This window comes from Streptomyces sp. NPDC001401, from assembly GCF_042895385.1.
Lineage (GTDB): Bacteria > Actinomycetota > Actinomycetes > Streptomycetales > Streptomycetaceae > Streptomyces.
On record NZ_JBIAWI010000001.1, the window covers coordinates 824908 to 844952 of the forward strand.

The 20045-nt window shown below is 69.1% G+C and carries 16 protein-coding genes; 11 read left to right on the forward strand and 5 right to left on the reverse strand.

The genetic code is table 11. The annotated features are described in order from the left end of the window. Positions 1-7 precede the first annotated feature (7 nt). Complete coding sequence (locus tag ACFY10_RS03875; protein ID WP_390663433.1) at positions 8-871, reverse strand: hypothetical protein; 864 nt, start codon at positions 869-871, stop codon at positions 8-10. A gap of 196 nt (positions 872-1067) precedes the next feature. Here ACFY10_RS03875 and ACFY10_RS03880 point away from each other — a divergent pair, with 196 nt between their 5' ends. Further along, a complete protein-coding gene (locus tag ACFY10_RS03880) occupies positions 1068-3611 on the forward strand; it encodes a M14 family zinc carboxypeptidase (protein ID WP_390663434.1) in 2544 nt (847 codons plus the stop codon). 15 nt (positions 3612-3626) lie between these two features. After that, the gene (locus tag ACFY10_RS03885; RefSeq protein WP_390663435.1) at positions 3627-4778 is read left to right on the forward strand and encodes a serine hydrolase domain-containing protein; all 1152 of its coding nucleotides are present in this window, start codon (positions 3627-3629) and stop codon (positions 4776-4778) included. Positions 4779-4901: 123 nt separating this feature from the next. On the opposite strand, the gene ACFY10_RS03890 is transcribed toward ACFY10_RS03885, so the two are convergent. Together ACFY10_RS03890 and ACFY10_RS03895 are read right to left on the reverse strand one after the other, a co-directional pair. Beyond that, on the reverse strand, positions 4902-5321 hold the full coding sequence (locus ACFY10_RS03890; protein WP_390663436.1) for an organic hydroperoxide resistance protein: 420 nt from the start codon (positions 5319-5321) through the stop codon (positions 4902-4904). Between the two features lie 116 nt (positions 5322-5437). Beyond that, positions 5438-6436: an NADP-dependent oxidoreductase gene (locus ACFY10_RS03895; protein ID WP_275775067.1), complete on the reverse strand. Its 999-nt coding sequence runs from the start codon at positions 6434-6436 to the stop codon at positions 5438-5440. Positions 6437-6557: 121 nt separating this feature from the next. On the opposite strand from ACFY10_RS03895, the gene ACFY10_RS03900 reads away from it, so the two are divergent. Next, positions 6558-6995, forward strand: a complete 438-nt coding sequence (locus ACFY10_RS03900; RefSeq protein WP_390663437.1) for a MarR family winged helix-turn-helix transcriptional regulator — start codon at positions 6558-6560, stop codon at positions 6993-6995. Between the two features lie 246 nt (positions 6996-7241). Here the strand turns inward: ACFY10_RS03900 and ACFY10_RS03905 are convergent, their stop codons facing one another. Beyond that, positions 7242-8045 (reverse strand): hypothetical protein, encoded by an 804-nt coding sequence (locus ACFY10_RS03905; protein WP_390663438.1) that lies wholly within the window; start codon positions 8043-8045, stop codon positions 7242-7244. Positions 8046-8380: 335 nt separating this feature from the next. Between ACFY10_RS03905 and ACFY10_RS03910 the strand changes: the two genes are divergently transcribed. From ACFY10_RS03910 to ACFY10_RS03945, 8 genes are all read left to right on the forward strand, one after another. Next, a complete protein-coding gene (locus ACFY10_RS03910; protein WP_390663439.1) occupies positions 8381-9538 on the forward strand; it encodes a mandelate racemase/muconate lactonizing enzyme family protein in 1158 nt (385 codons plus the stop codon). Further along, positions 9535-10539 (forward strand): zinc-binding dehydrogenase, encoded by a 1005-nt coding sequence (locus ACFY10_RS03915; RefSeq protein WP_390663440.1) that lies wholly within the window; start codon positions 9535-9537, stop codon positions 10537-10539. Before ACFY10_RS03910 ends, ACFY10_RS03915 begins: the two co-directional genes overlap by 4 nt. A 110-nt stretch (positions 10540-10649) precedes the next feature. Then, positions 10650-11630 (forward strand): hypothetical protein, encoded by a 981-nt coding sequence (locus ACFY10_RS03920; protein ID WP_390663441.1) that lies wholly within the window; start codon positions 10650-10652, stop codon positions 11628-11630. Positions 11631-11772: 142 nt separating this feature from the next. Continuing rightward, on the forward strand, positions 11773-12882 hold the full coding sequence (gene chvE, locus ACFY10_RS03925; RefSeq protein ID WP_390663442.1) for a multiple monosaccharide ABC transporter substrate-binding protein: 1110 nt from the start codon (positions 11773-11775) through the stop codon (positions 12880-12882). A 62-nt stretch (positions 12883-12944) separates the two neighbouring features. Continuing rightward, complete coding sequence (gene mmsA, locus ACFY10_RS03930; RefSeq protein ID WP_390663443.1) at positions 12945-14495, forward strand: multiple monosaccharide ABC transporter ATP-binding protein; 1551 nt, start codon at positions 12945-12947, stop codon at positions 14493-14495. Then, positions 14492-15739 (forward strand): multiple monosaccharide ABC transporter permease, encoded by a 1248-nt coding sequence (mmsB, locus tag ACFY10_RS03935; RefSeq protein ID WP_390663444.1) that lies wholly within the window; start codon positions 14492-14494, stop codon positions 15737-15739. The genes mmsA and mmsB overlap by 4 nt, the downstream gene beginning before the upstream one ends. 57 nt (positions 15740-15796) lie before the next feature. Then, a complete protein-coding gene (locus ACFY10_RS03940) occupies positions 15797-16960 on the forward strand; it encodes an aldose epimerase family protein (protein WP_390663445.1) in 1164 nt (387 codons plus the stop codon). A 209-nt stretch (positions 16961-17169) separates the two neighbouring features. Continuing rightward, positions 17170-18789, forward strand: coding sequence for a pyridoxal phosphate-dependent aminotransferase (locus ACFY10_RS03945; protein ID WP_390663446.1), 1620 nt, complete (start codon positions 17170-17172; stop codon positions 18787-18789). A 142-nt stretch (positions 18790-18931) separates the two neighbouring features. On the opposite strand, the gene ACFY10_RS03950 is transcribed toward ACFY10_RS03945, so the two are convergent. After that, positions 18932-19921: an arabinan endo-1,5-alpha-L-arabinosidase gene (locus tag ACFY10_RS03950; protein ID WP_390663447.1), complete on the reverse strand. Its 990-nt coding sequence runs from the start codon at positions 19919-19921 to the stop codon at positions 18932-18934. Positions 19922-20045: the final 124 nt, after the last annotated feature.

The following is a 20045-nucleotide window of genomic DNA, read 5'->3' on the forward strand; positions in this document are numbered from 1 at the left end:
CTGCAGCTCACGGCGTTGAGACTGCGACCACGACTCCCCGGTCCGCCGCCGGCGAAACAGCCGCCGACACCCGTACTGCCGCCGCCCGTGCCACCCGTCCCGCTCGGGAGGCCGCGGCCAGCAGCAGGGGCTGGAGTTGTTCCAGGCCGGTCACCAGCAGTTCTTCGCTCGCGACGAGTAGCGGTCGGGCCGCCTTCGTCGTTGCCGCTGCGGCCTCCGCGAGGTCGGCCAGTGGGGGCAGGGCCGCTCGGACGACGCCCGCTCCGGCGGCCGCGGCGCGTTCCGCGAGGGCGACCTGGAGGGGCATCAGCGGGGCCAGGGCCGCGGTCAACGCGTCGGCCACGCGGCGGAGTTCGGGCGAGGACTCGCGCAGGACGTCCGCCGCTGCCCGCAGTACCGGTGTCACCGCGAGCAGCGCCCCGGCGGCCACGCCGGCCGCCGCGGGCAGCAGTGGGGAGGTCGCCTCGACCAGGTCGCCGAGGGCGTCCGCGAACTCCTCGACGGCCGGCTCGACCGCGTCCAGCACCGGCAGGAGGCTGTCGCCGATCGCCGTCAGCAGTGCCTGCGCAGGTTCGCTCACGGGGTGCACGGCGAGCGGCGCGCCGCTGGTGCCCAGCCGGGTCAGGGTGTCGACGATCCGGTAGAACGCCTCCTGCGCCTGCGGCGACGCGCTCGCCTCGGCCAGTTCCGCGGTGGTCTCGCGCAGGACGCGCAGCACCTCCGCGCCCGAGCCGTCCCGTGGGTCGAAGGTGTTCATCGCGATTCTGGTGATGTTCTGGGCCGTGTCCAGGAGCTGGCCGGTGATGTCGGTGGTGTTGCGTGCCATGCGCAGCACGTCGTCCCTGCTGGGGAGCGAGGGGATCGTTGCCATGGGCTCTCCTCGGCTGGAGCCTGTGTGCCGGCGGTCGCCCTCAGGATGCCCCCATCCGGCGGGCCGCGTCGCCCCCTCCCTCCCACCCGGCGATGGGCCATCCGGGCCACCCGTGACGCGAACTCCCTCTTGTTGCGGTTGAGTCGAACAGGTACATCTCGCCGTACCGATCTCAGGAAGCCCCGAGGAGGTACGCGTGCGCACCACGAGAACCGTCCTTGCGAGACCTGCCCTGATCGCCACTCTCGCCCTGACCGGATCGTTCCTGCTCACCCCCTACGCCGCCGACGCCCGCCCCAAGCCGCCACCGGTCCGCGAGGGCTCGCCCCTCGACCACCAGGCCGCCCGGACCCCCGCGAGCACGGCCCGACGAGCCCTCGCCGCCGAAACCCCCGCCCTCGACGCCACCCGCGGCTACCCGCGCCGGCAAACCCTCTCCCCCGACGCCGAGAACCCCGCCGACAAGTCCATCAAGCTCGGCCTCACCCCGTACCACGCCATCGCGCCGGAGCTGAACGCCCTGCAGCGGCTCGGCGACCGGGTGAGCGTCGAGGTCACCGGCCGTTCGGCCGGCGGACACCGGCTCTATCTGGTCACGATCACCGCCCCCGAGACGGCTCGCGAGGCCGGCGCCCAGGAACGGATGCGCGAACTCATCGAGAACGCGCCCGTCACAGCCGCCAAATCGCCTGAAATCACGGCGAGTTACAAAGCCCCCGTCTTCTTCAACAACAACATCCACGGCAACGAGTGGGAGGGCACCGACGCCTCCCTCAAGCTCATCGAGCAGCTCGCGACCGCCAAGGACACCAAGACCAAGGACCTCCTCGCCCACACCCGCCTCTACTTCAACATCACCGCCAATCCGGACGGCCGTATCGCCGGAACCCGCACCAATGCCAACGGCTTCGATCTCAACCGGGACTTCGTGACCGCCTCGCAGCCCGAGGTGCGGGCGATGCGGCAGATCGAGATCGACAAGCAGCCGGCCGTCATGCTCGATCTGCACGGCTATGTCAACGGCACCCTCATCGAGCCGACCACCCCGCCCCACGGCGAGAACTACGAGTACGACCTCTTCCTCAAGAACACCTACGCGAACGCCCTCGGCATGGAGGCCGCCGTCAACGGCCTCGGTTACACCCCCGCGAAGGACGGCGTGGAGCCGGTCCAGATCCCCTTCCGGGACCAGCAGGAGGGCTGGGACGACTGGCCGCCGATCTTCACCCCGCAGTACGCGGCCTTCCACGGCACGGTCGCCGCGCACACGGTGGAGATCCCGATGACCGTGAACAACGAGGCCTACGACACCCTGCCGGTCACCGAGCTGCGCCGCCGTTCCGCGATCAACGTCGACGTCGCGGGCGCGGCCCTGCGCGCGACCCTCGACTTCGTCCGGACCCACCGCACCTCCCTGGTCGCCGACCAGATCGAGGAGTTCCGGCGCGGGGCGACGGGCGCCCGGCAGGTACCGGTCTCGGCCGAGACCGTCCCGGGCGTCCCCGGCATCGGCCCGGAGGACGTCTACACGACGACCTTCCCGCGGGCGTACGTCATCCCCGCGGGCGGCCGGTCCGACACCGCCGCCGCCCGCCTCGTCGACCACCTGGTCGCGAACGACGTCCGCGTCGAGCGCGCGAGCGGCGCCTTCCGGCTCGGCGGACGGTCGTACGCGAGGGGCTCGTACGTCGTCGACATGCATCAGCCCAAGCGGGGACTCGCCAATGTGCTTCTCGCGGACGGGCGGGACATCAGTGGCAAGGTATCGGTCATGTACGACATCTCGGGCTGGAGTCTCGGGCGGCTGTGGGGCGCCACGGTCCGTGCCGTGCCCGGCGGCAGCCTCACCGGCGTACCCCTGCACCGCGTCTCGGCCGCCGCGCCCGTCGGGTACGTCGCCCCGCAGGGCACCCTGCGTCTGCGGCTCGACGACCCCCGGGAGTTCGCGGCCCTCAACTCCCTTCTCCGGCAGGGGGTTTCGGTACGGCAGTCCGGGGACGGAAGCGCGATCGTGCCGTCGTCGGCGCGCGCCCTGGCCACGGTGGCGGCAAAGACTTACGGCGTCGCCTTCGACGCGACGAAGGACACCGGCGGACGCGAGCTGCGTCGCATCCGCGTGGCCGCCGCCGTCACTCCGGGTGAGCTCTTCGCGCTGCGGGAGATGAACTTCGAGGTCACGCCGGTCTCGACGGACGTCCTCAACGCGGGCTTCGACTGGTCCGCGGTGGATGTGCTCTTCGTGTCGGCCGGGCTCGAACGCGACGACCTCACCCCGGCCGCGCGCAGCGCCCTCGACGGCTTCCTGGCCGCCGGTCATGGTTTCGTCGGCCGCGGGAGCGTCGGTGCGGCGCTCGGCTCGGCGGCCGGGCTGCTGGCGGTGAAGCCGGTCGAGGGCAACGGGGACGCCAACGGCGTGGTGCGGGTGGTGAATTCGGGGCCGGTGACGGCCGGTGCCACCGACTACGGGTTCGTCTATGCGCCGGTGTGGTTCACGGATCTCGGTCCCGGGGTGCGGGTGGAGCAGTCGTACGCGACGGGCAGTCCGCTCGTCTCCGGGCACTGGAGGCCGCTCGACGACGGCTCGGGAGGTCCGGCTGCCGCGGCCGGACAGGCCTCGGTCGTCAGTGGCCCGCATGCCGTCCTGTTCGGCACGGAGCCCCTCTTCCGGGACCATCCGAAGGGAGAATTCCCGCAGGTCGGACGGGCATTGATCACCATGGCACACGCGAGCAGCGGCTGAGATCGAGGAGTACGGATGACGCGAGAGATCCACGGCACCGTCGAGGACGGCTTCGAGGTGGTGCGCGAGGAGTTCGCCGCGTTCGCGGCGGGGGAACTGCCCGACTACGAAGGACAGTTGTGCGCGTATGTGCACGGCCGGAAGGTCGTCGACCTGTGGGCCGGGGACGGCAACGACGCCGAGTCCCTCTACGGCGTGTTCTCGTCGACCAAGGGGGCCGCCCACCTGGTCGTCGCGCTCCTCGTCCAGGACGGCACGCTCGAGCTGGACCGCAAAGTGACGTACTACTGGCCGGAGTTCGGAACCGACGGCAAGGCGGCGCTGACGCTGCGGGACCTGCTCGCGCACCGCGCCGGGCTGATCGGGCTCGACGCCGGGTTCAGCGAGGACGAGCTGGCCGACGACCGCGCGATCGCCGAGCGGCTCGCGGACCAGCGGCCGTTCTGGCGGCCGGGCACGGCCTTCGGCTACCACGCGCTCGTCATCGGCGCGCTCGCCGGAGAGGTGGTACGGCGGGCCACGGGCCACACCCTCCAGGAGCTCTACGAGGAGCGGGTGCGGGCGCCGTACGGGCTGGATTTCTTCCTGGGGCTGCCCGAGGAGCTGGAGCCCCGCTTCCGGTCCGTGCAGCCGATGGCCCCGACGGCGACGCAGCAGGCCCTGCTGGATGCGACGCCGAGGGGGCCGCACACGCTCGCCTCGATCGCGTTCAACGCGCATGTGCCCGAGCCGGGGGACCTGGTGGACTACCCCAACTCCCGTACCGTGCGCGCCAAGGGCCCGGCGTCGGCGGGCGGAGTGGCCGCCGCGCGCGGGCTCGCCGGGATGTACGCGGCGGCGATCAGCGAGGTGGCCGGGCGGCCGCCGCTGCTGAAGCCGGACACGGTCGCCGAGGTCGGCCAGATCCACTCGATCGGCTACGACCTGGTGGCCCGCACCCACCGCGCCTTCGGCCTCGGCTTCCAGGCGACGGCCGAGGCCTGGTACCCGTTCCTGGGCGCCGGGACCTTCGGGCACAGCGGGGCGGGCGGCTCACAGGCGTTCGCGGACCCGCGCAGCGGCCTGGCGTACGGCTACACCCGGCGGCGCATGGCCTACCCGGGCGGGGCGGCGCCGGAGAACGAGCGGCTGGTGAAGGCGGTCCACACGGCGGCGCTGGCCCGCTGATCGCGGCATGAGCCGTACGGGCCGTACGAGCCGTACGAGCCGTACGAGCCGTACGAGAGTTACGACAAGAGGCCGCACCCCACGTCCTAGGGTGCGGCCTCTCGTCGTACGCAACGAGCGACGTCAGACGAGCGTCACGGTGATGTTGCCGCGAGTCGCCTTCGAGTACGGGCAGACCTGGTGGGCCTTCTCCAGGAGGCCCTTGGCGGTGTCCGCGTCGACGTTCGGGATCTCGGCCGAGATCTCGACGACGAGGCCGAAGCCGTCGTCGTTCTTGCCGATGCCGACCTTCGCGGTGACCGTCGAGCCGGAGATGTCGGCCTGCTCCTGACGGGCGACGACGCCCAGGGCGCCCTGGAAGCAGGCGCTGTAGCCGGCCGCGAACAGCTGCTCCGGGTTGGTGCCGGCGCCGCTGCCGCCCATCTCCTTGGGCGGGTTCACGACGACGTCGAGCTTGCCGTCGTCGGTGGCGACCCGGCCGTCGCGACCGTTCTCGGCGGTGGCGACGGCGGTGTAGAGGACGTCGGTCTGCTGGATGGACATGCGGTTGTCTTCCTCCTCGGTCCGCCGCGACTCGCGCCCACGATCGACGACGGTTTCGGAAAGAAGTTACCGCATGTCGGAAATCCGGCAACAGCCCTCTTGGGGCGCTCGAAGGGTCAGAGCTTGACGATCATCTTTCCGGTGTTGTCGCCGCGCAGAACCCCGAGGAAGGCCTCCAGGTTGTTCTCGATGCCCTCGACGACGGTCTCGCGGTACTTCAGCTGCCCCGAGGCGACCCAGGGGCCGACCTCCTGGACGAACTGCTGCTGCAGGTCGTAGTGGTCGCCGACGAGGACGCCCTCGATGCGGAGCCGGTTCTGCACGATCTTGACCATGTTGCGCGGACCGGGGGTCGGCTCGGTCGAGTTGTACACCGAGATCATGCCGCAGATCACGGCCCGGCCCTTGAGGTTGAGCGCGCCGATCGCGGCCTCCAGGTGCTCGCCGCCGACGTTGTCGAAGTAGACGTCGATACCGTCCGGGGCGGCCTCCTTGAGCTGCTCCCGGACCGGGCCGTTCTTGTAGTTGAAGGCGGCGTCGAAGCCGTACTCCTCCACGAGGAGCTTGACCTTCTCGTCCGAGCCGGCGGACCCGATGACCCGCGAGGCGCCCTTGAGCTTGGCGATCTGGCCGACCTGGCTGCCGACGGCACCCGCGGCGCCGGACACGAAGACCGCGTCGCCCTCCTTGAAGGCGCCGACACGCAGGAGGCCGGCGTAGGCGGTCAGGCCGGTCATGCCGAGGACACCGAGGTACGTGCTCAGCGGCGCCGCGTCCGGGTCGACCTTGACGGCGGTCTTCGGGTCCAGGACCGCGTACTCGCGCCAGCCGAAGAAGTGCAGCAGGTGGTCGCCCACGGCGATGCCCTCGGCGTTGGACTCGACGACCTCGCCGACCGCACCGCCCTGCATGACCTTGCCGAGCTCGAAGGGCGCGGCGTACGACTTCGCGTCGCTCATACGGCCGCGCATGTACGGGTCGACCGAGAGGTACTTGTTGCGGACCAGCACCTGGCCCTCGCCCGGCGCTCCAACCTCCGTCTCGACCAGGGCGAAGTCCTCGGGCTTCGGCCAGCCGACGGGGCGGCTGAGCAGGTGCCATTCGCGGTTGATCATGACGAGCGCCTTTCAAGCGTGCGGGCAAGACTTCAATACTTCAGCACCGAATACTTCAGTACCTGAAACAACCATGCTCCTGAATATTTCATGTTGTCAAGTAACGGGGTATCCTGGAGTCATGTCCACACCCGAGAAAACCCGCCGCCCCGACGCGCTGACCATGGAGGTCGTCGAGCTCATCGGCGATGTCGTGGCCCGGTTCTACGCGGACTACGAGGACGCGGCGGGCGAGCACACCCTGACCGGGGCGCAGGCGCGGCTGCTGAGTCTGCTGTCGCTGGAGCCGCTGCCGATGCGGAAGCTGGCACAGAAGCTGAAGTGCGAGCCGTCGAATGTCACGGGGATCGTGGACCGGCTGGAGTCGCGGGGGCTGGTGGAGCGGCGGCCCGATCCGGCCGACCGGCGCGTGAAGCTGGCTGCGGCTACGGAGGAGGGGCTGCGGGTCGCTCGGGAGCTGCGGGATGGGTTGCGCTTCGCGCGGGAACCGTTGGCCGGGCTGTCGGAGGAGGAGCGGTTGTCTTTGCGGGATTTGCTTCTGCGGATGTTGGCCGCGTGATGTTTGGCACCCGGGGGTTTGCGGCACCGCGCGGTGGTGCGTGCCGTACTGGGGGCTGCCGCCCCCAGGCCCCCGCTTCGGCCTGAACGGCCTCGTCCTCAAACGCCGGACGGGCTGGAATGCCGTGACCGGGGCTCGAAAGGCACGCCGGGCGGGGTGGGGTGCCCTGACCGGCGGCGAAAAGCGCGCCGGACGGGCCGGAATGGCGTGACCGGCGGCCGAATGTGCGCCCGGTCAACCCGAGCCTCAGGTGCACCACCAGAGGAACTGCTTGCACGTCTTCGACGGTGACGGGTCCGGGGTCGGGTCGGAAGTCGTCGGGTTGGATGTCGGGGTGGGGGTCGACGCCGGGGGCGCCTGGGTGGGGGCCGTCGTCGTGCCCGGGGATGTGGCCTTGGAGGACTCGGTGTCCTTGGAGGGCTTGTCCCCGTCCTTCTTGGACTTCGGGGACTTGGAGGCGGAGGGGGAGGCCGAGGGGGCGCCGGTCGTGGAGCCTGTTGTTCCGTCGCCCGTCTTGTCGCCGACCTGCTTCTTCGTGCCGGCCTCCGCCGATGCCGCGCCGTCCGCCGAGTCGTCCCCGGCGGCGGCCGGCTTGGGGGGGGAGAAGGGTGCGTCCATGCCCAGTTCCGCGAGGCTGAGGCCGCCGGCCGCGAGTACGGCGGCCGCGGTGATCAGCAGGACCCGGCGGCGGCGCCGACGGTGTGCGGCGGCTTTGCGATCGCGGCGGCTGGCAGCGCCCGAGGGGCCCTCGGCGGACCGGCCGCCGCGCCCGCGGCCCCGCGACTGCGCACGTCGGGCGGCGGCACGGCCGACCGGTGCGTCGTCGCCCCGGTCCTCGTCGGGGTCGGCGTCGTCCTCGTCGTCGTACGCGCCCTCGTCGTCATACGTGCCCTCGTCGCCATGGCCGTCGTACGCCACCTCGTACCCGCCCCCGTACGCGGGCACGTCCGCGTGGCCCGCGGAGGCGCGGAGCCCTTCGGCGGATGCGCCGCACCCGGGGCAGGCGAGAGCGCCGTTGAGGTGCCGGCGGCACGGGTGGCAGTAGTCCATGACGCGGGAAGAGTAAGTTCCTCAAAGGTAACGTTCATAGTCACAGCTGTGAAAGTTGTGTAGGGAACTGCCTGTTCCGGCGTGGCGAGTTGAGGACACGTCGGACATCTCCCCGCCGCCTCCCCGGCATCTCCCGGGCATCTCTACCGATCATGCCGAAACCGCCTCCGAAAAGCCTGTCGAAAGCAGTGTCGAAACCGTTATGTGTTCGACCCATTGACACTGCTACCGCCCCGTCCTTACTGTCACGCCAGCATTTCGAACGTGTGACGAAATCTCGAACACGCTCGACCGAGCCGACGCAGCAGACGACGACGCAGCAAGGGGCAACCGCCGTGCGCATCACCGGAATCAGCACACACGTGGTCGGGACGCCGTGGCGCAACCTGACATACGTGCAGGTGCACACCGACGAGGGGATCACGGGAGTCGGCGAGACCCGGATGCTGGGCCACACCGACGCGCTGATCGGCTATCTGCGGGAGGCGGAGGCCAACCACATTCTGGGCTCCGACCCGTTCGCCGTGGAAGACCTCGTACGCCGGATGAAGTACGGCGACTACGGGCGGGCCGGTGAGATCGTGATGTCCGGCATCGCGGTGATCGAGATGGCCTGCTGGGACATCAAGGGCAAGGCCCTCGGGGTGCCCGTGTGGCAGCTGCTGGGCGGCAAGGTGACCGACAAGGTCAAGGCGTACGCCAATGGCTGGTACACGACGGAGAGGACGCCTGAGGCCTATCACAAGGCCGCCCAGGGGGTCATGGAGCGCGGGTACAAGGCGCTGAAGATCGACCCCTTCGGGACCGGGCACTTCGAGCTGGACCACGAGCAGACCCTGTATGCCGTGTCGCTGATCGAGGCGGTGCGGGACGCCATCGGGCCCGACTCCGAGCTGATGCTGGAGATGCACGGCCGGTTCTCCCCCGCCACCGCCGTCCGGCTCGCCCACGAGCTCGCCCCCTTCAAGCCCGCCTGGCTGGAGGAGCCCTGCCCGCCGGAGAACCTGAAGGCGCTGGAGAAGGTCGCCGCCAAGGTCGACATCCCGGTCGCCACCGGTGAGCGGATTCACGATCGCATCGAGTTCCGTGAGCTGTTCGAGAGCCAGGCCGTCGACATCATCCAGCCGGACGTCGGCCATATCGGTGGTATTTGGGAGACCAGGAAGCTGGCCGCCACCGCCGAGACCCATTACGTGCTCGTCGCTCCCCACAACGTGGGCGGGCCGGTGCTGACCGCCGCTTCCCTGCAGGTCGGCTTCACCTCCCCCAACTTCAAGATCCTCGAGCACTTCAACGACTTCGCCGACGCGGAGATCAAGAAGGTGGTGAAGGGCGCCCCGCAGGTCGTGGACGGGTACTTCCATCTGTCGGACGCTCCCGGTCTCGGCGTCGAGCTGGATGTCGACGCGGCCGCCGAGTTCCCCCAGCAGCAGGCCCGGTTCGACCTGTGGGCCGAGGGCTGGGAGCAGCGCAAGCCGAAGGGCAGCAAGTGACCTCCCAAGTCGTCATCGAGGCGCCGGGCGAGCACCGGGTCACCGCGCACGAGCCGCGCCGGCCGGACGCGGGCGAGGCGCTGGTCCGCGTCCACGCGGTGGGCATCTGCGGCAGCGACCGCGAGGTGTACCAGGGCAACCGGCCCGAGGGGTACGTCCGTTACCCGCTCACGCCGGGCCACGAGTGGTCCGGGACGGTCGAGGCCGTGGGCGCCGGGGTGCCTTCGACTCTCGTGGGCCGCAAGGTCGTCGGCGAGGGCTTCCGCAACTGCCAGGTCTGCGATCGTTGTCATGCGGGCGAGACCACGCTGTGCACCGCCGGGTACGAGGAGACCGGGTTCACCCAGCCGGGCGCGATGGCCACCACGCTGACTCTCCCGGCCCGCCTCCTGCACGTCCTGCCGGACGACGCCGACCTGACGGCGGCCGCCCTGCTGGAGCCCGCCGCCTGTATCGCGGCCGCCGCGCTCAAGGCGAACGCGCTGCCGGGCGAGCGGGTCGCGGTGGTCGGCACCGGGACGCTCGGGATGTTCGCCGTTCAGTTCCTGAAGGCGGGCTCGCCGGCCGAGCTGCTGGTCGTGGGGACGCGGCCCGACCGGGCGGAGCTTTCGAGAACTTTCGGTGCGACCGACTTCCGCACGAAGGACCAGGAGCTCCCCGACGACTTCGACGTCGTCATCGAGACCGCCGGGTCCGCGTCCGCCGCGCGCACCGCCGCCTCCCTGCTCAGGCGCGGAGGACGCCTGGTCCTGACCGGCATTCCGGCGCCGGGCGCCGAGGGCCTCGACCCGACCGACCTGGTCGTACGGCAGCTGGAGGTGCACACCGTCTTCGGAGCGCCGCCGGATGCCTGGGCGCACACGGTGCGGGTGTTCGGGGCCGGTCTGCTCGATCCGCTGCCGCTGGTCACGCACGAGCTGCCGCTGGACGAGTTCCCGCAGGCCATCGAGCTCGTCGGGTCCGGTGATCCGAAGGTGGGCAAGGTGCTGCTCCGCCCCTAGACGTACGCCGGTACGGGGGCGACCTGACGGCACCCGTACCGGCGTACAACCAGCCCCCCATGACTTGAGCCGCGAACCTCGTCCGAAATATCGAACACGAAGGACAGCTTGTGACGACCGACGCCTCCGTTACGGCGGCCCGCCGACCCGGTGAGCAGGCGCTCACCGCGCTCGGCCTGGGTGCGCCCGCCCTCGACCCCGCCGACGCCTCGCCGCACACCTTCCCCGGCGGCGGCCGCTGGCGCACCGAGATCCCCTCGTGCGAGGGTCCCGAAGCGCTGGCCGTCATCCTCAAGGAGTCCTCGCGCCTGGACGTGCCGATCCACCGGATCAGCCAGGGCAGCGGCGTGTGGATGCTGACCGACGCCGAGATCACCGAGATGGTCGAGGCGACCGCCGAACGCGACATCGAGCTCTGCCTGTTCACCGGACCGCGCGGCACGTGGGACATCGGCGGGTCCGTGCGCTCCGACTCGCGTGGCGGGGGCCTGCGCGCCCGCGGCCACGACGCGGTCGCCGGCTGCCTCGAAGACGCCGTCCGCGCAACCGAGTTGGGCGTCAAGTGCCTGCTCGTCGCCGACGAGGGCGTGCTGTGGACGCTGCACCGGGCGCGCACCGCCGGGATCATCCCGGCCGACACCACGCTGAAGGTGTCCGCGCTGATCGGGCCGGTCAACCCGGCCAGTTACGCGGTCTACGAGCAGCTCGGCGCCGACTCGCTCAACGTGCCCAGCGATCTGACGCTCGATCACCTCACCGAGATCCGGCGGGTCTCCGCCGCACCCATGGACATGTACATCGAGGCCCCCGACGACCTCGGCGGGTACATCCGGATGTACGAGGTCGCCGAGCTGATCCGGCGCGGCGCGCCGCTCTATCTGAAGTTCGGTCTGAGCAAGGCTCCCGGTATCTATCCGTGGGGCACCCACCTGCGGGACGTGACTCTGGACACCGCGCGGGAGCGGGTGCGGCGCGGGCGGCTCGCTCTTGACCTGCTTGCCCGGCACGGGGCGGATGGCGATATGGCGCCGCTCGGGTCCCGGTTGCCGGGGGCTCTCAACCGCTTCCCCGTCGAAGGTTCTGCTGGATGACCGATGGGGGCTGCGGGTCCGTCGTGGCTGGTCGCGCCCACGCGGCGGAGCCGCAAATGTCCCCGCCCCGCGCCCCTTGCAGGGGCGCTTCAACCGACCTCGCCAAAACATCTCAACGAAGAGAAGAACAGGGACGATCACTATGCGCACTCGTAGAAGCGCCCTCACCCTCATAGCCGGAGCCGCCTCGCTCGCTCTCACGCTGTCCGCCTGCGGTCAGAGCGGTGAGGGCGGCAGCAAGGAGAAGGCGGGCAGCGCCAAGGGCGGCACCATCGGTATCGCGATGCCCACCAAGTCCTCCGAGCGCTGGATCGCCGACGGCAAGAACGTCGTCAAGGACCTTGAGGCCAAGGGCTACAAGACCAAGCTGGTCTACGGCGAGGACGACCCCGACCAGCAGGTCTCGCAGATCGAGAACCTGATCACGCAGGGCGTCAAGGGCCTGATCATCGCGGCCATCGACAACAAGTCGCTGAACAACGTGCTGCAGCAGGCCGCGGACGCCAAGATCCCGGTGATCTCCTACGACCGCCTGATCCTCGGCACGAAGAACGTCGACTACTACGCCTCGTTCGACAACGAGAAGGTCGGCAAGCTCCAGGGCACGTACATCGTGCACAAGCTCGGCCTGGACAGCGGCAAGAAGGGCCCGTTCAACATCGAGCTGTTCGCCGGCTCCAACGACGACAACAACACCAAGTACTTCTTCAACGGCGCGATGAGCGTGCTCCAGCCGTACATCGACAAGAAGCAGCTCGTCGTCAAGTCCGGCCAGACCAAGCTCACCCAGGTCACCACGCTGCGCTGGGACGGTGCCACCGCGCAGAAGCGCATGGAGGACATCCTCACCTCCACGTACGGCAGCGCCAAGGTCGACGCGGTCCTGTCGCCGTACGACGGCATCTCCATCGGCATCATCGCCGCCCTGAAGTCGGACGGTTACGGCTCCGCCAGCAAGCCGCTGCCCGTCATCACCGGCCAGGACGCCGAGCTCGCCTCGGTGAAGTCGATCATCGCGGGCCAGCAGACGCAGACCGTCTACAAGGACATCCGCAAGCTCGCCAAGGTCGCCTCGACCATGGTCGACGACGTCCTCAACGGCAAGAAGCCCGAGATCAACGACACCAAGTCGTACGGCAACGGCGTCAAGACCGTTCCCGCCTACCTGCTGCAGCCGGTGAGCGTCGACAAGACCAACTACACGAAGGAACTGGTCGACACCGGCTACTACACGGCGGACCAGCTGAAGTAGTCCCCCCTGTCGGTGCAGTCGGTGAACAGGCCGGCCATTCCTACGGATTGAAAGGGCACACCATGGCGGGACCCGTCCTGGAAATGCGCTCGATCGTCAAGACCTTTCCCGGGGTCAAAGCGCTGTCGGACGTCACGCTGACCGTCCGTCAGGGCGAGGTCCATGCCATCTGCGGTGAGAACGGCGCCGGGAAGTCCACCTTGATGAAGGTGCTCTCCGGCGTCCATCCGCACGGCACGTACGAGGGCGACATCCTCTTCGAGGGTGAGACCGTCGAGTTCAAGGACATCCGGGCGAGCGAGCAGCACGGCATCGTGATCATCCATCAGGAGCTGGCGCTGGTGCCGTTCCTGTCGATCGCGGAGAACATCTTCCTCGGCAACGAACACGCCTCGGGCGGGTTCATCAACTGGAACGAGACGCTGAAGCACGCCACGGAGCTGCTGCGCCGGGTCGGTCTGACCGACCACCCGGAGACCCGGATCGCCGACATCGGCGTGGGCAAGCAGCAGTTGGTGGAGATCGCCAAGGCGCTGTCGAAGAAGGTGAAGCTGCTCATCCTCGACGAGCCGACCGCGGCGCTGAACGACGAGGACAGCGGCAAACTCCTCGATCTCATCCTGGAGTTGAAGAAGCAGGGCATCACCTCGATCATCATCTCCCACAAGCTGAACGAGATCCGGCGGGTCGCCGACTCGGTGACGATCATCCGCGACGGCAGGTCCATCGAGACCCTGGACGTGAAGTCGGCGGAGACCACCGAGGACCGCATCATCTCCGGCATGGTCGGCCGCGACCTCGACCACCGCTTCCCCGAACGCACTGCGTACGAGGGCGAGTCGGACGCGGCGCCCGCGCTGGAGATCCGCAACTGGACGGTGCACCACCCGATCGACCAGCAGCGCAAGGTCGTCGACGATGTGTCGATCCATGTGCGGCGCGGGGAGATCGTCGGTATCGCGGGCCTGATGGGCGCGGGTCGCACCGAGCTCGCGATGAGCGTGTTCGGGCGCACCTACGGCCGGCACGCGGGCGGCACGGTCTTCAAGGACGGCAAGGAGATCCGCACCAAGACCGTCTCGGAGGCGGTCGACCACGGCATCGCCTACGTCACCGAGGACCGCAAGCACTACGGCCTCAACCTCATCGACACCATCAACCGCAATATCTCGCTGACGGCGCTGCACAAGGTCGCGAGCCGTGGTGTGGTCGACGAGCACGAGGAGCGCAAGGTCGCCGAGCGCTTCCGCAAGTCCATGAACATCAAGGCGCCGACCGTCTTCGAGCCGGTGGGCAAGCTGTCCGGCGGCAACCAGCAGAAGGTCGTCCTCAGCAAGTGGATCTTCGCGGGTCCCGAGGTGCTGATCCTGGACGAGCCCACGCGCGGCATCGACGTGGGCGCCAAGTACGAGATCTACACGGTCATCGACCAGCTGGCCGCAGAGGGCAAGGCGGTCGTCTTCATCTCCTCCGAGCTGCCGGAGCTGCTCGGTATGTGCGACCGCATCTACACCATGGCCGCCGGGCGGCTCACGGGCGAGGTCCCGCGGGCCGAGGCCACGCAGGAAGTGCTGATGCGCCAGATGACGAAGGACAAAGAGGTAACCCGATGAGCACGGATGTGACGGACAAGGTCCCGGCCTCGGCGCCGCCCGGCAAGAGCGGAGGCCCGGCCGCCGACGGCAACCTGCTGCAGCTGATACTCGGCGGCCTGCGCCGCAACATGCGGCAGTACGGCATGCTGATCGCGCTCGGCCTGATCGTGGTCCTGTTCCAGGTGTGGACCGGCGGCGACCTGCTGCTGCCGCGCAACGTCTCCAACCTGGTGCTGCAGAACAGCTACATCCTGATCCTGGCGATCGGCATGATGCTGGTGATCATCGCCGGCCACATCGATCTGTCGGTGGGTTCGCTGACGGCGTTCGTGGGCGCGTTCGCGGCCGTGCTGACGGTGCAGCACGGTGTGGCGTGGCCCGTCGCGCTGGTGCTGTGCCTGCTGGTGGGCGCGCTGGCAGGCTCGGTCCAGGGCTTCCTGATCGCGTATCTCGGCATACCCTCGTTCATCGTGACCCTGGCCGGCATGCTGCTGTTCCGCGGTCTGACGGAGATCTTCCTGCAGGGCCAGACCCTCGGCCCGTTCCCGAACGGTCTGCAGAAGCTCGGCAACGGCTTCCTGCCGGAGGTCGGCCCGCACACCAACTACCACAACCTCACGCTGCTGCTCGGCTTCGTGCTGCTGGCCTTCGTGATCTACCAGGAGATCCGCGACCGCAAGCGCGAGCAGGAGTTCTCGCTGGCCGTGCTGCCGCGCAACGCCTTCCTGCTGAAGCTGGTCGCCATCGCCGCGGCGGTCCTCGCCGTCACGATGCTGCTCGCCAGCTACCAGGGCGCGCCGATCATCCTGATCGTCCTCGGTGTGCTGGTGGTCGGCTACGGCTACGTCATGCGCAACGCGGTCTTCGGCCGTCACATCTACGCGATCGGCGGCAACCTGCCGGCGGCGAAGCTGTCCGGCGTCAAGGACAAGAAGGTCACCTTCCTTGTCTTCCTGAACATGGGCGTGCTCGCGGCCCTGGCGGGTCTGGTGGTAGCCGCCCGTCTGAACGCGGCCTCTCCGAAGGCGGGCCTCAACTTCGAACTCGAGGCGATCGCCTCGTCGTTCATCGGTGGCGCTTCCATGAGCGGCGGTGTGGGTACCGTCCTCGGTGCGATCATCGGTGGTCTCGTCCTCGGCGTGCTGAACAACGGCATGAACCTCCTCAGCGTCGGCACCGACTGGCAGCAGGTCATCAAGGGCCTGGCCCTGTTGGCCGCGGTCGGCTTCGACGTGTGGAACAAGCGCAAGTCAGGTTCGTAAGTCCAGCTGGGCCCCGTCCGAAAGGCGGGGCCCCACCCTTTATGGGAGCCGCACAACATGGAACTGAACAGACGCACAGTCATCGCGGGCGCCGCGGCAGCGGGCATCGCCGCGACCACGCTCGGCACGGGCAGCGCGCAGGCCGCCCCGTCCGCCTCGGGAGGCAAGAAGCCCGTGAAGGAGCTCTTCGGCAAGCTCGCCGACGGCACGAAGGTCTACCGCTGGTCGCTGGAGAACGGCGGCACCCGGCTGAAGGTCCTGAACTGGGGCGGTGTCGTCCAGGGTCTGGAGATCCCCGACCGGCACGGCCGCTACACCAACGTCTCCCTGGGCTTCGACAACATCGAAGACTACGTCGCCAAGACCCCGTACTTCGGCGCCCTGATCGGCCGCTACGGCAACCGCATAGCCAAGGGCCAGTTCACCCTGGACGGCAAGAGCTACCAGCTGTCCGTGAACGACGGCGTCAACAGCCTGCACGGCGGCAAGCAGGGCTTCGACAAGCACATCTGGGACGTCGAGCCGTTCGCCAAGGGCTCCGACGTCGGCCTGGTGCTGCACTACACCAGCATCGACGGCGAGATGGGCTATCCCGGCACCCTCAAGACGAAGGTGACGTACACGCTCACCAAGCACGGCGACTGGGTCATCGACTACGAGGCCACCACCGACAAGGCCACGGTCGTCAACCTCACCAGCCACGTGTACTGGAACCTGGCCGGCGAGGGCAGCGGCACGATCGAGGACCACGAGCTCACGATCGCCGCCGGCCGCTACACGCCCACCGACACGGGCCTGATCCCCACGGGCGAACTGGCGAAGGTCTCCGGCACCCCCTTCGACTTCCGCAAGACCAAGCCGATCGGCCGCGACATCCGCGACGGCCACGTCCAGCAGGTGCAGGCCAAGGGCTACGACCACAACTGGGTCCTGGACAAGGGCATCACCTCCAAGCCCGAGCACGTCGCCACGCTGCGCGACCCGCGCTCCGGCCGCACCCTGAAGATCGCCACCGACCAGCCGGGCCTGCAGTTCTACTCCGGCAACTTCCTCGACGGCACCCTCACCGGCACCGGCGGCCGCACCTACCGCCAGGGTGACGCCCTGTGCCTGGAGACGCAGCACTTCCCGGACTCGCCGAACCACGCGAACTTCCCGTCGACGACGCTGCGGCCCGGGCAGACGTACAAGACGAGGACAGTGCACACCTTCAGCGCGTGACGGTGCACTCGTCCGGTGTGTGACGCCGGGCACCGGAACGGGGACGATGAGCAACGCCTTCCGGTTCCCGAACTCACGCTAGTTTCACATTGGTTGAACAGCGCCACCGCTGTCTCCGTATGAATGGGTGGCCCGTGCTCCCCCGCACGGGCCACCTGAACACGACGGGCCCGGTCGTCCCTGCCGGGCCCGCCTCATACGGAGGTTCCATGGCCGACAACGTCACCTCGCTGTTCCGCAGCAACGCGGCACACAGCCCGTCGATGGCGGCGTTGACGCGTGAGGGCGGCGACGGGACCGGCCCCGTGGACTTCTGCATCCCCTGCAATCCGTACTTCCCCACCCCGGCGATGTTCGACGACATGTCGGCCCGTCTGCGCGACATCGTCACGTACTACCCGAGCAGCGCCGACACGATCACGGCCGAGCTGTGCAACCTGCTCCAGCTTCCGCCGCAGTGCGTGGCGATGGGCAACGGCTCGACCGAACTGATCACCTGGATCGACCACTTGATGGTCCGCGAGTCCCTCGCCATCCCCGTCCCCACCTTCGGCCGCTGGACCGACCAGCCGATGGAGACCGGCAAGCGGGTCGACATGTTCCCGCTGCAGGAGTCCAGCGGCTTCGCCCTGGACCTCGCCAAGTACGCCGAGTTCATCCGGGCCCGCGGCACCCGGGTCGCCGTCATCTGCAACCCGAACAACCCCGACGGCGGCTTTCTGCACCGGCAGGCCCTCGTGCAGTTCATGGACGCGATGGCCGACCTGGACCTGATCGTCATCGACGAGTCGTTCCTGGAATTCGCGGACGCCGAGGCCGAACCGTCCGTCGTCCAGGAGGCGATGATCCGCCCGAACGTCATCGTGCTGCGCAGCCTCGGCAAGAACTTCGGTCTGCACGGCATACGTTTCGGCTACCTGGTCGCCAACCCGGCACTCGCGGGCCGCGTCCGCTCCATGCTCCCGAAGTGGAACCTCAACGCCTTCGCCGAGTACGTCGTGTTCATGCTCAAGGAGCACGGCGCCGAGTACGCGCAGAGCCTCCACCAGGTACGCCGCGACCGCCTGGACATGGCCAGCCAGCTCTCCGCCCTCCCCGGCCTCACCGTCTACCCCTCCCAGGGCAATTTCCTCTTCGTACGCCTCCCCGTGGGCGCCGAAGGCACCGTGGTCCGGGACCGGATGCTCACCGAGCACCGGATCCTGGTCCGCGAATGCGGCAACAAGATCGGTTCGTCCAGCCGCTTCCTGCGACTCGTGGTGCGCCCCCAGGTGGATGTGCGTCGCCTGGTGTCCGGCCTGGAACAGGTGCTCTACGGGACCAGGAGGGGAGCCGCCGTACCCGAGCTGGGCACCGGGACCAGCTACAGCTCGGGTACGGCGGCCGTGGACCGACTGGTCGGCGCGACCAACGGGGCGGGCATGCAGGGCCTTGCCGCTCAGGCCGTCGGTGCCGGCGGCTATCCGGGACTCGCAGCCGCCCCGGCCGCCGGCACCGGCATGCCCATGCCTATGCCGGTACCTGCGGCGCCTCAGCAGGTTCCGGTTCCGCAGCCCATGCCCGTGCCGGCGGCGCCTCAGGAGTTTCCGCAGCCGATGCCCGCAGCGGCCCAGGCGCCGATGCAGCCCGCACCGGCTCCGATGTCGACGCCTGCACCGGCGCCTGTGCCCGGTCCGACACCGCCCGGCGTCCCGGCCCGCGGGGGCCTCACGGCCGCGCAGGTGCGGGGTACCACCGGGCCGGCCCCGGGTCTCACCCCGGCCCCGGCGACGGGGTGGCCGAATGCCCAGAGTTGGCCGAACGCTGCCGGGATGGGGCAAGCAGGCTAATCGTCATAGGGGTGCGGTGAGTGGCCGGGTGCGGGCTCGTTGTGGCTTGTCGCGCAGTTCCCCGCGCCCCTGATAGGGGCGCGGGGAACTGCGCGATCGGCCACGACGCACCCGCAGCCGCCAACGCACCGAGCGCCCCCGCTCAGTGGGCCACAGGCCACCCCGTACTCCAGCTCAGCAGGTTGATGCCCAACTTAGGCGTGCCGTTGTCGTTGCCGTCGTAATAGTGGTAAACGATCACGTCATCGTCGGAGTCGTTCATGATGGACTGGCCGCCAGGCCCGATGATGCTGCCGTGGGACTCCAGCACCGGCGTCCCGCCATTGCTCGTCATCGCGACGCCGCTCTTGTCGTAGTACGGCCCGGTGACGCTGCCGGCACGCCCCACCTTCACCTTGTACGTCGAGCTGGTGCCCTGGCAGCAGACGTCGTACGAGGCGAAGAGGTAGTAGTAGCCGTTCCGCTTCACGATGTACGGCGCCTCGATCGCCTTGGTCCCGGTCGGGCGGGAGGCGATGGAGTAGCGGGTGGTGTTGGAGGCGAGCTGCTTCCCGCTGCTCGGGTCGATCTGGATCATCTTGATCCCCGTCCACCAACTCCCGAACGACAGCCACCACTTGCCGTCGTTGTCCACGAACAGGTTCGGGTCGATGGCGTTGTAGTCGCTGGAGGTGGTGGAGGTGTAGACGACGCCGTAGTCCGACCAGGAGCCGGGCAGACCGGTCGACGAACCGGCCAGTCCGATCGCGGACTTGTTGGAGCCGAAGGTCGAAACGGCGTAGTACATCAGGTACTTGCCACCGTGATACGAGATGTCCGGTGCCCAGGCCTCCGTGGCGTACGACGACCACCAGCCCGGCTTGGTGGAGAAGGCGTCGCCGCCCGCCGTGAACGCGATCCGGTCGGTGGAGGTCTTGTAGGCCAGGCCGCCACCCGTGGAGTACAGCAGGTAGCGGCCGGCGGAGGTGCGGATCATCGTCGGGTCGTGGACGACGACGTCGCCCGTGACCGTCCCGGGGTTGGGGTACGCCGACGCCGTGCCCGGGACCAGGGCGAGCAGGACGGCGGCGGGGACGGCGAGAAGAGCGGTTCTCCTGCGCAGAGTGCGGGAGGTGCGGGAGGTGCGGCTCACGCTGACGCTCCTTGGATGGGGGGTTCGGTTCGAAATACCGATCGCCGATCAGAGCTTCGGACGGGACCGTAGAATCGAACCCCTTGCGCGTCAATGGTCCGCGCAGCCTCAGTGGCGCCTCAAC

Excerpts from the sequence above, each read along its gene's own strand:
- ACFY10_RS03875 (WP_390663433.1), bottom strand. The coding sequence starts at position 871 with ATGGCAACGATCCCCTCGCTCCCCAGCAGGGACGACGTGCTGCGCATG.
- ACFY10_RS03885 (WP_390663435.1), top strand. The coding sequence starts at position 3,627 with ATGACGCGAGAGATCCACGGCACCGTCGAGGACGGCTTCGAGGTGGTG.
- ACFY10_RS03890 (WP_390663436.1), bottom strand. The coding sequence starts at position 5,321 with ATGTCCATCCAGCAGACCGACGTCCTCTACACCGCCGTCGCCACCGCC.
- ACFY10_RS03895 (WP_275775067.1), bottom strand. The coding sequence starts at position 6,436 with ATGATCAACCGCGAATGGCACCTGCTCAGCCGCCCCGTCGGCTGGCCG.
- ACFY10_RS03900 (WP_390663437.1), top strand. The coding sequence starts at position 6,558 with ATGTCCACACCCGAGAAAACCCGCCGCCCCGACGCGCTGACCATGGAG.
- ACFY10_RS03905 (WP_390663438.1), bottom strand. The coding sequence starts at position 8,045 with ATGGACTACTGCCACCCGTGCCGCCGGCACCTCAACGGCGCTCTCGCC.
- chvE (WP_390663442.1), top strand. The coding sequence starts at position 11,773 with ATGCGCACTCGTAGAAGCGCCCTCACCCTCATAGCCGGAGCCGCCTCG.
- mmsA (WP_390663443.1), top strand. The coding sequence starts at position 12,945 with ATGGCGGGACCCGTCCTGGAAATGCGCTCGATCGTCAAGACCTTTCCC.
- mmsB (WP_390663444.1), top strand. The coding sequence starts at position 14,492 with ATGAGCACGGATGTGACGGACAAGGTCCCGGCCTCGGCGCCGCCCGGC.
- ACFY10_RS03940 (WP_390663445.1), top strand. The coding sequence starts at position 15,797 with ATGGAACTGAACAGACGCACAGTCATCGCGGGCGCCGCGGCAGCGGGC.
- ACFY10_RS03945 (WP_390663446.1), top strand. The coding sequence starts at position 17,170 with ATGGCCGACAACGTCACCTCGCTGTTCCGCAGCAACGCGGCACACAGC.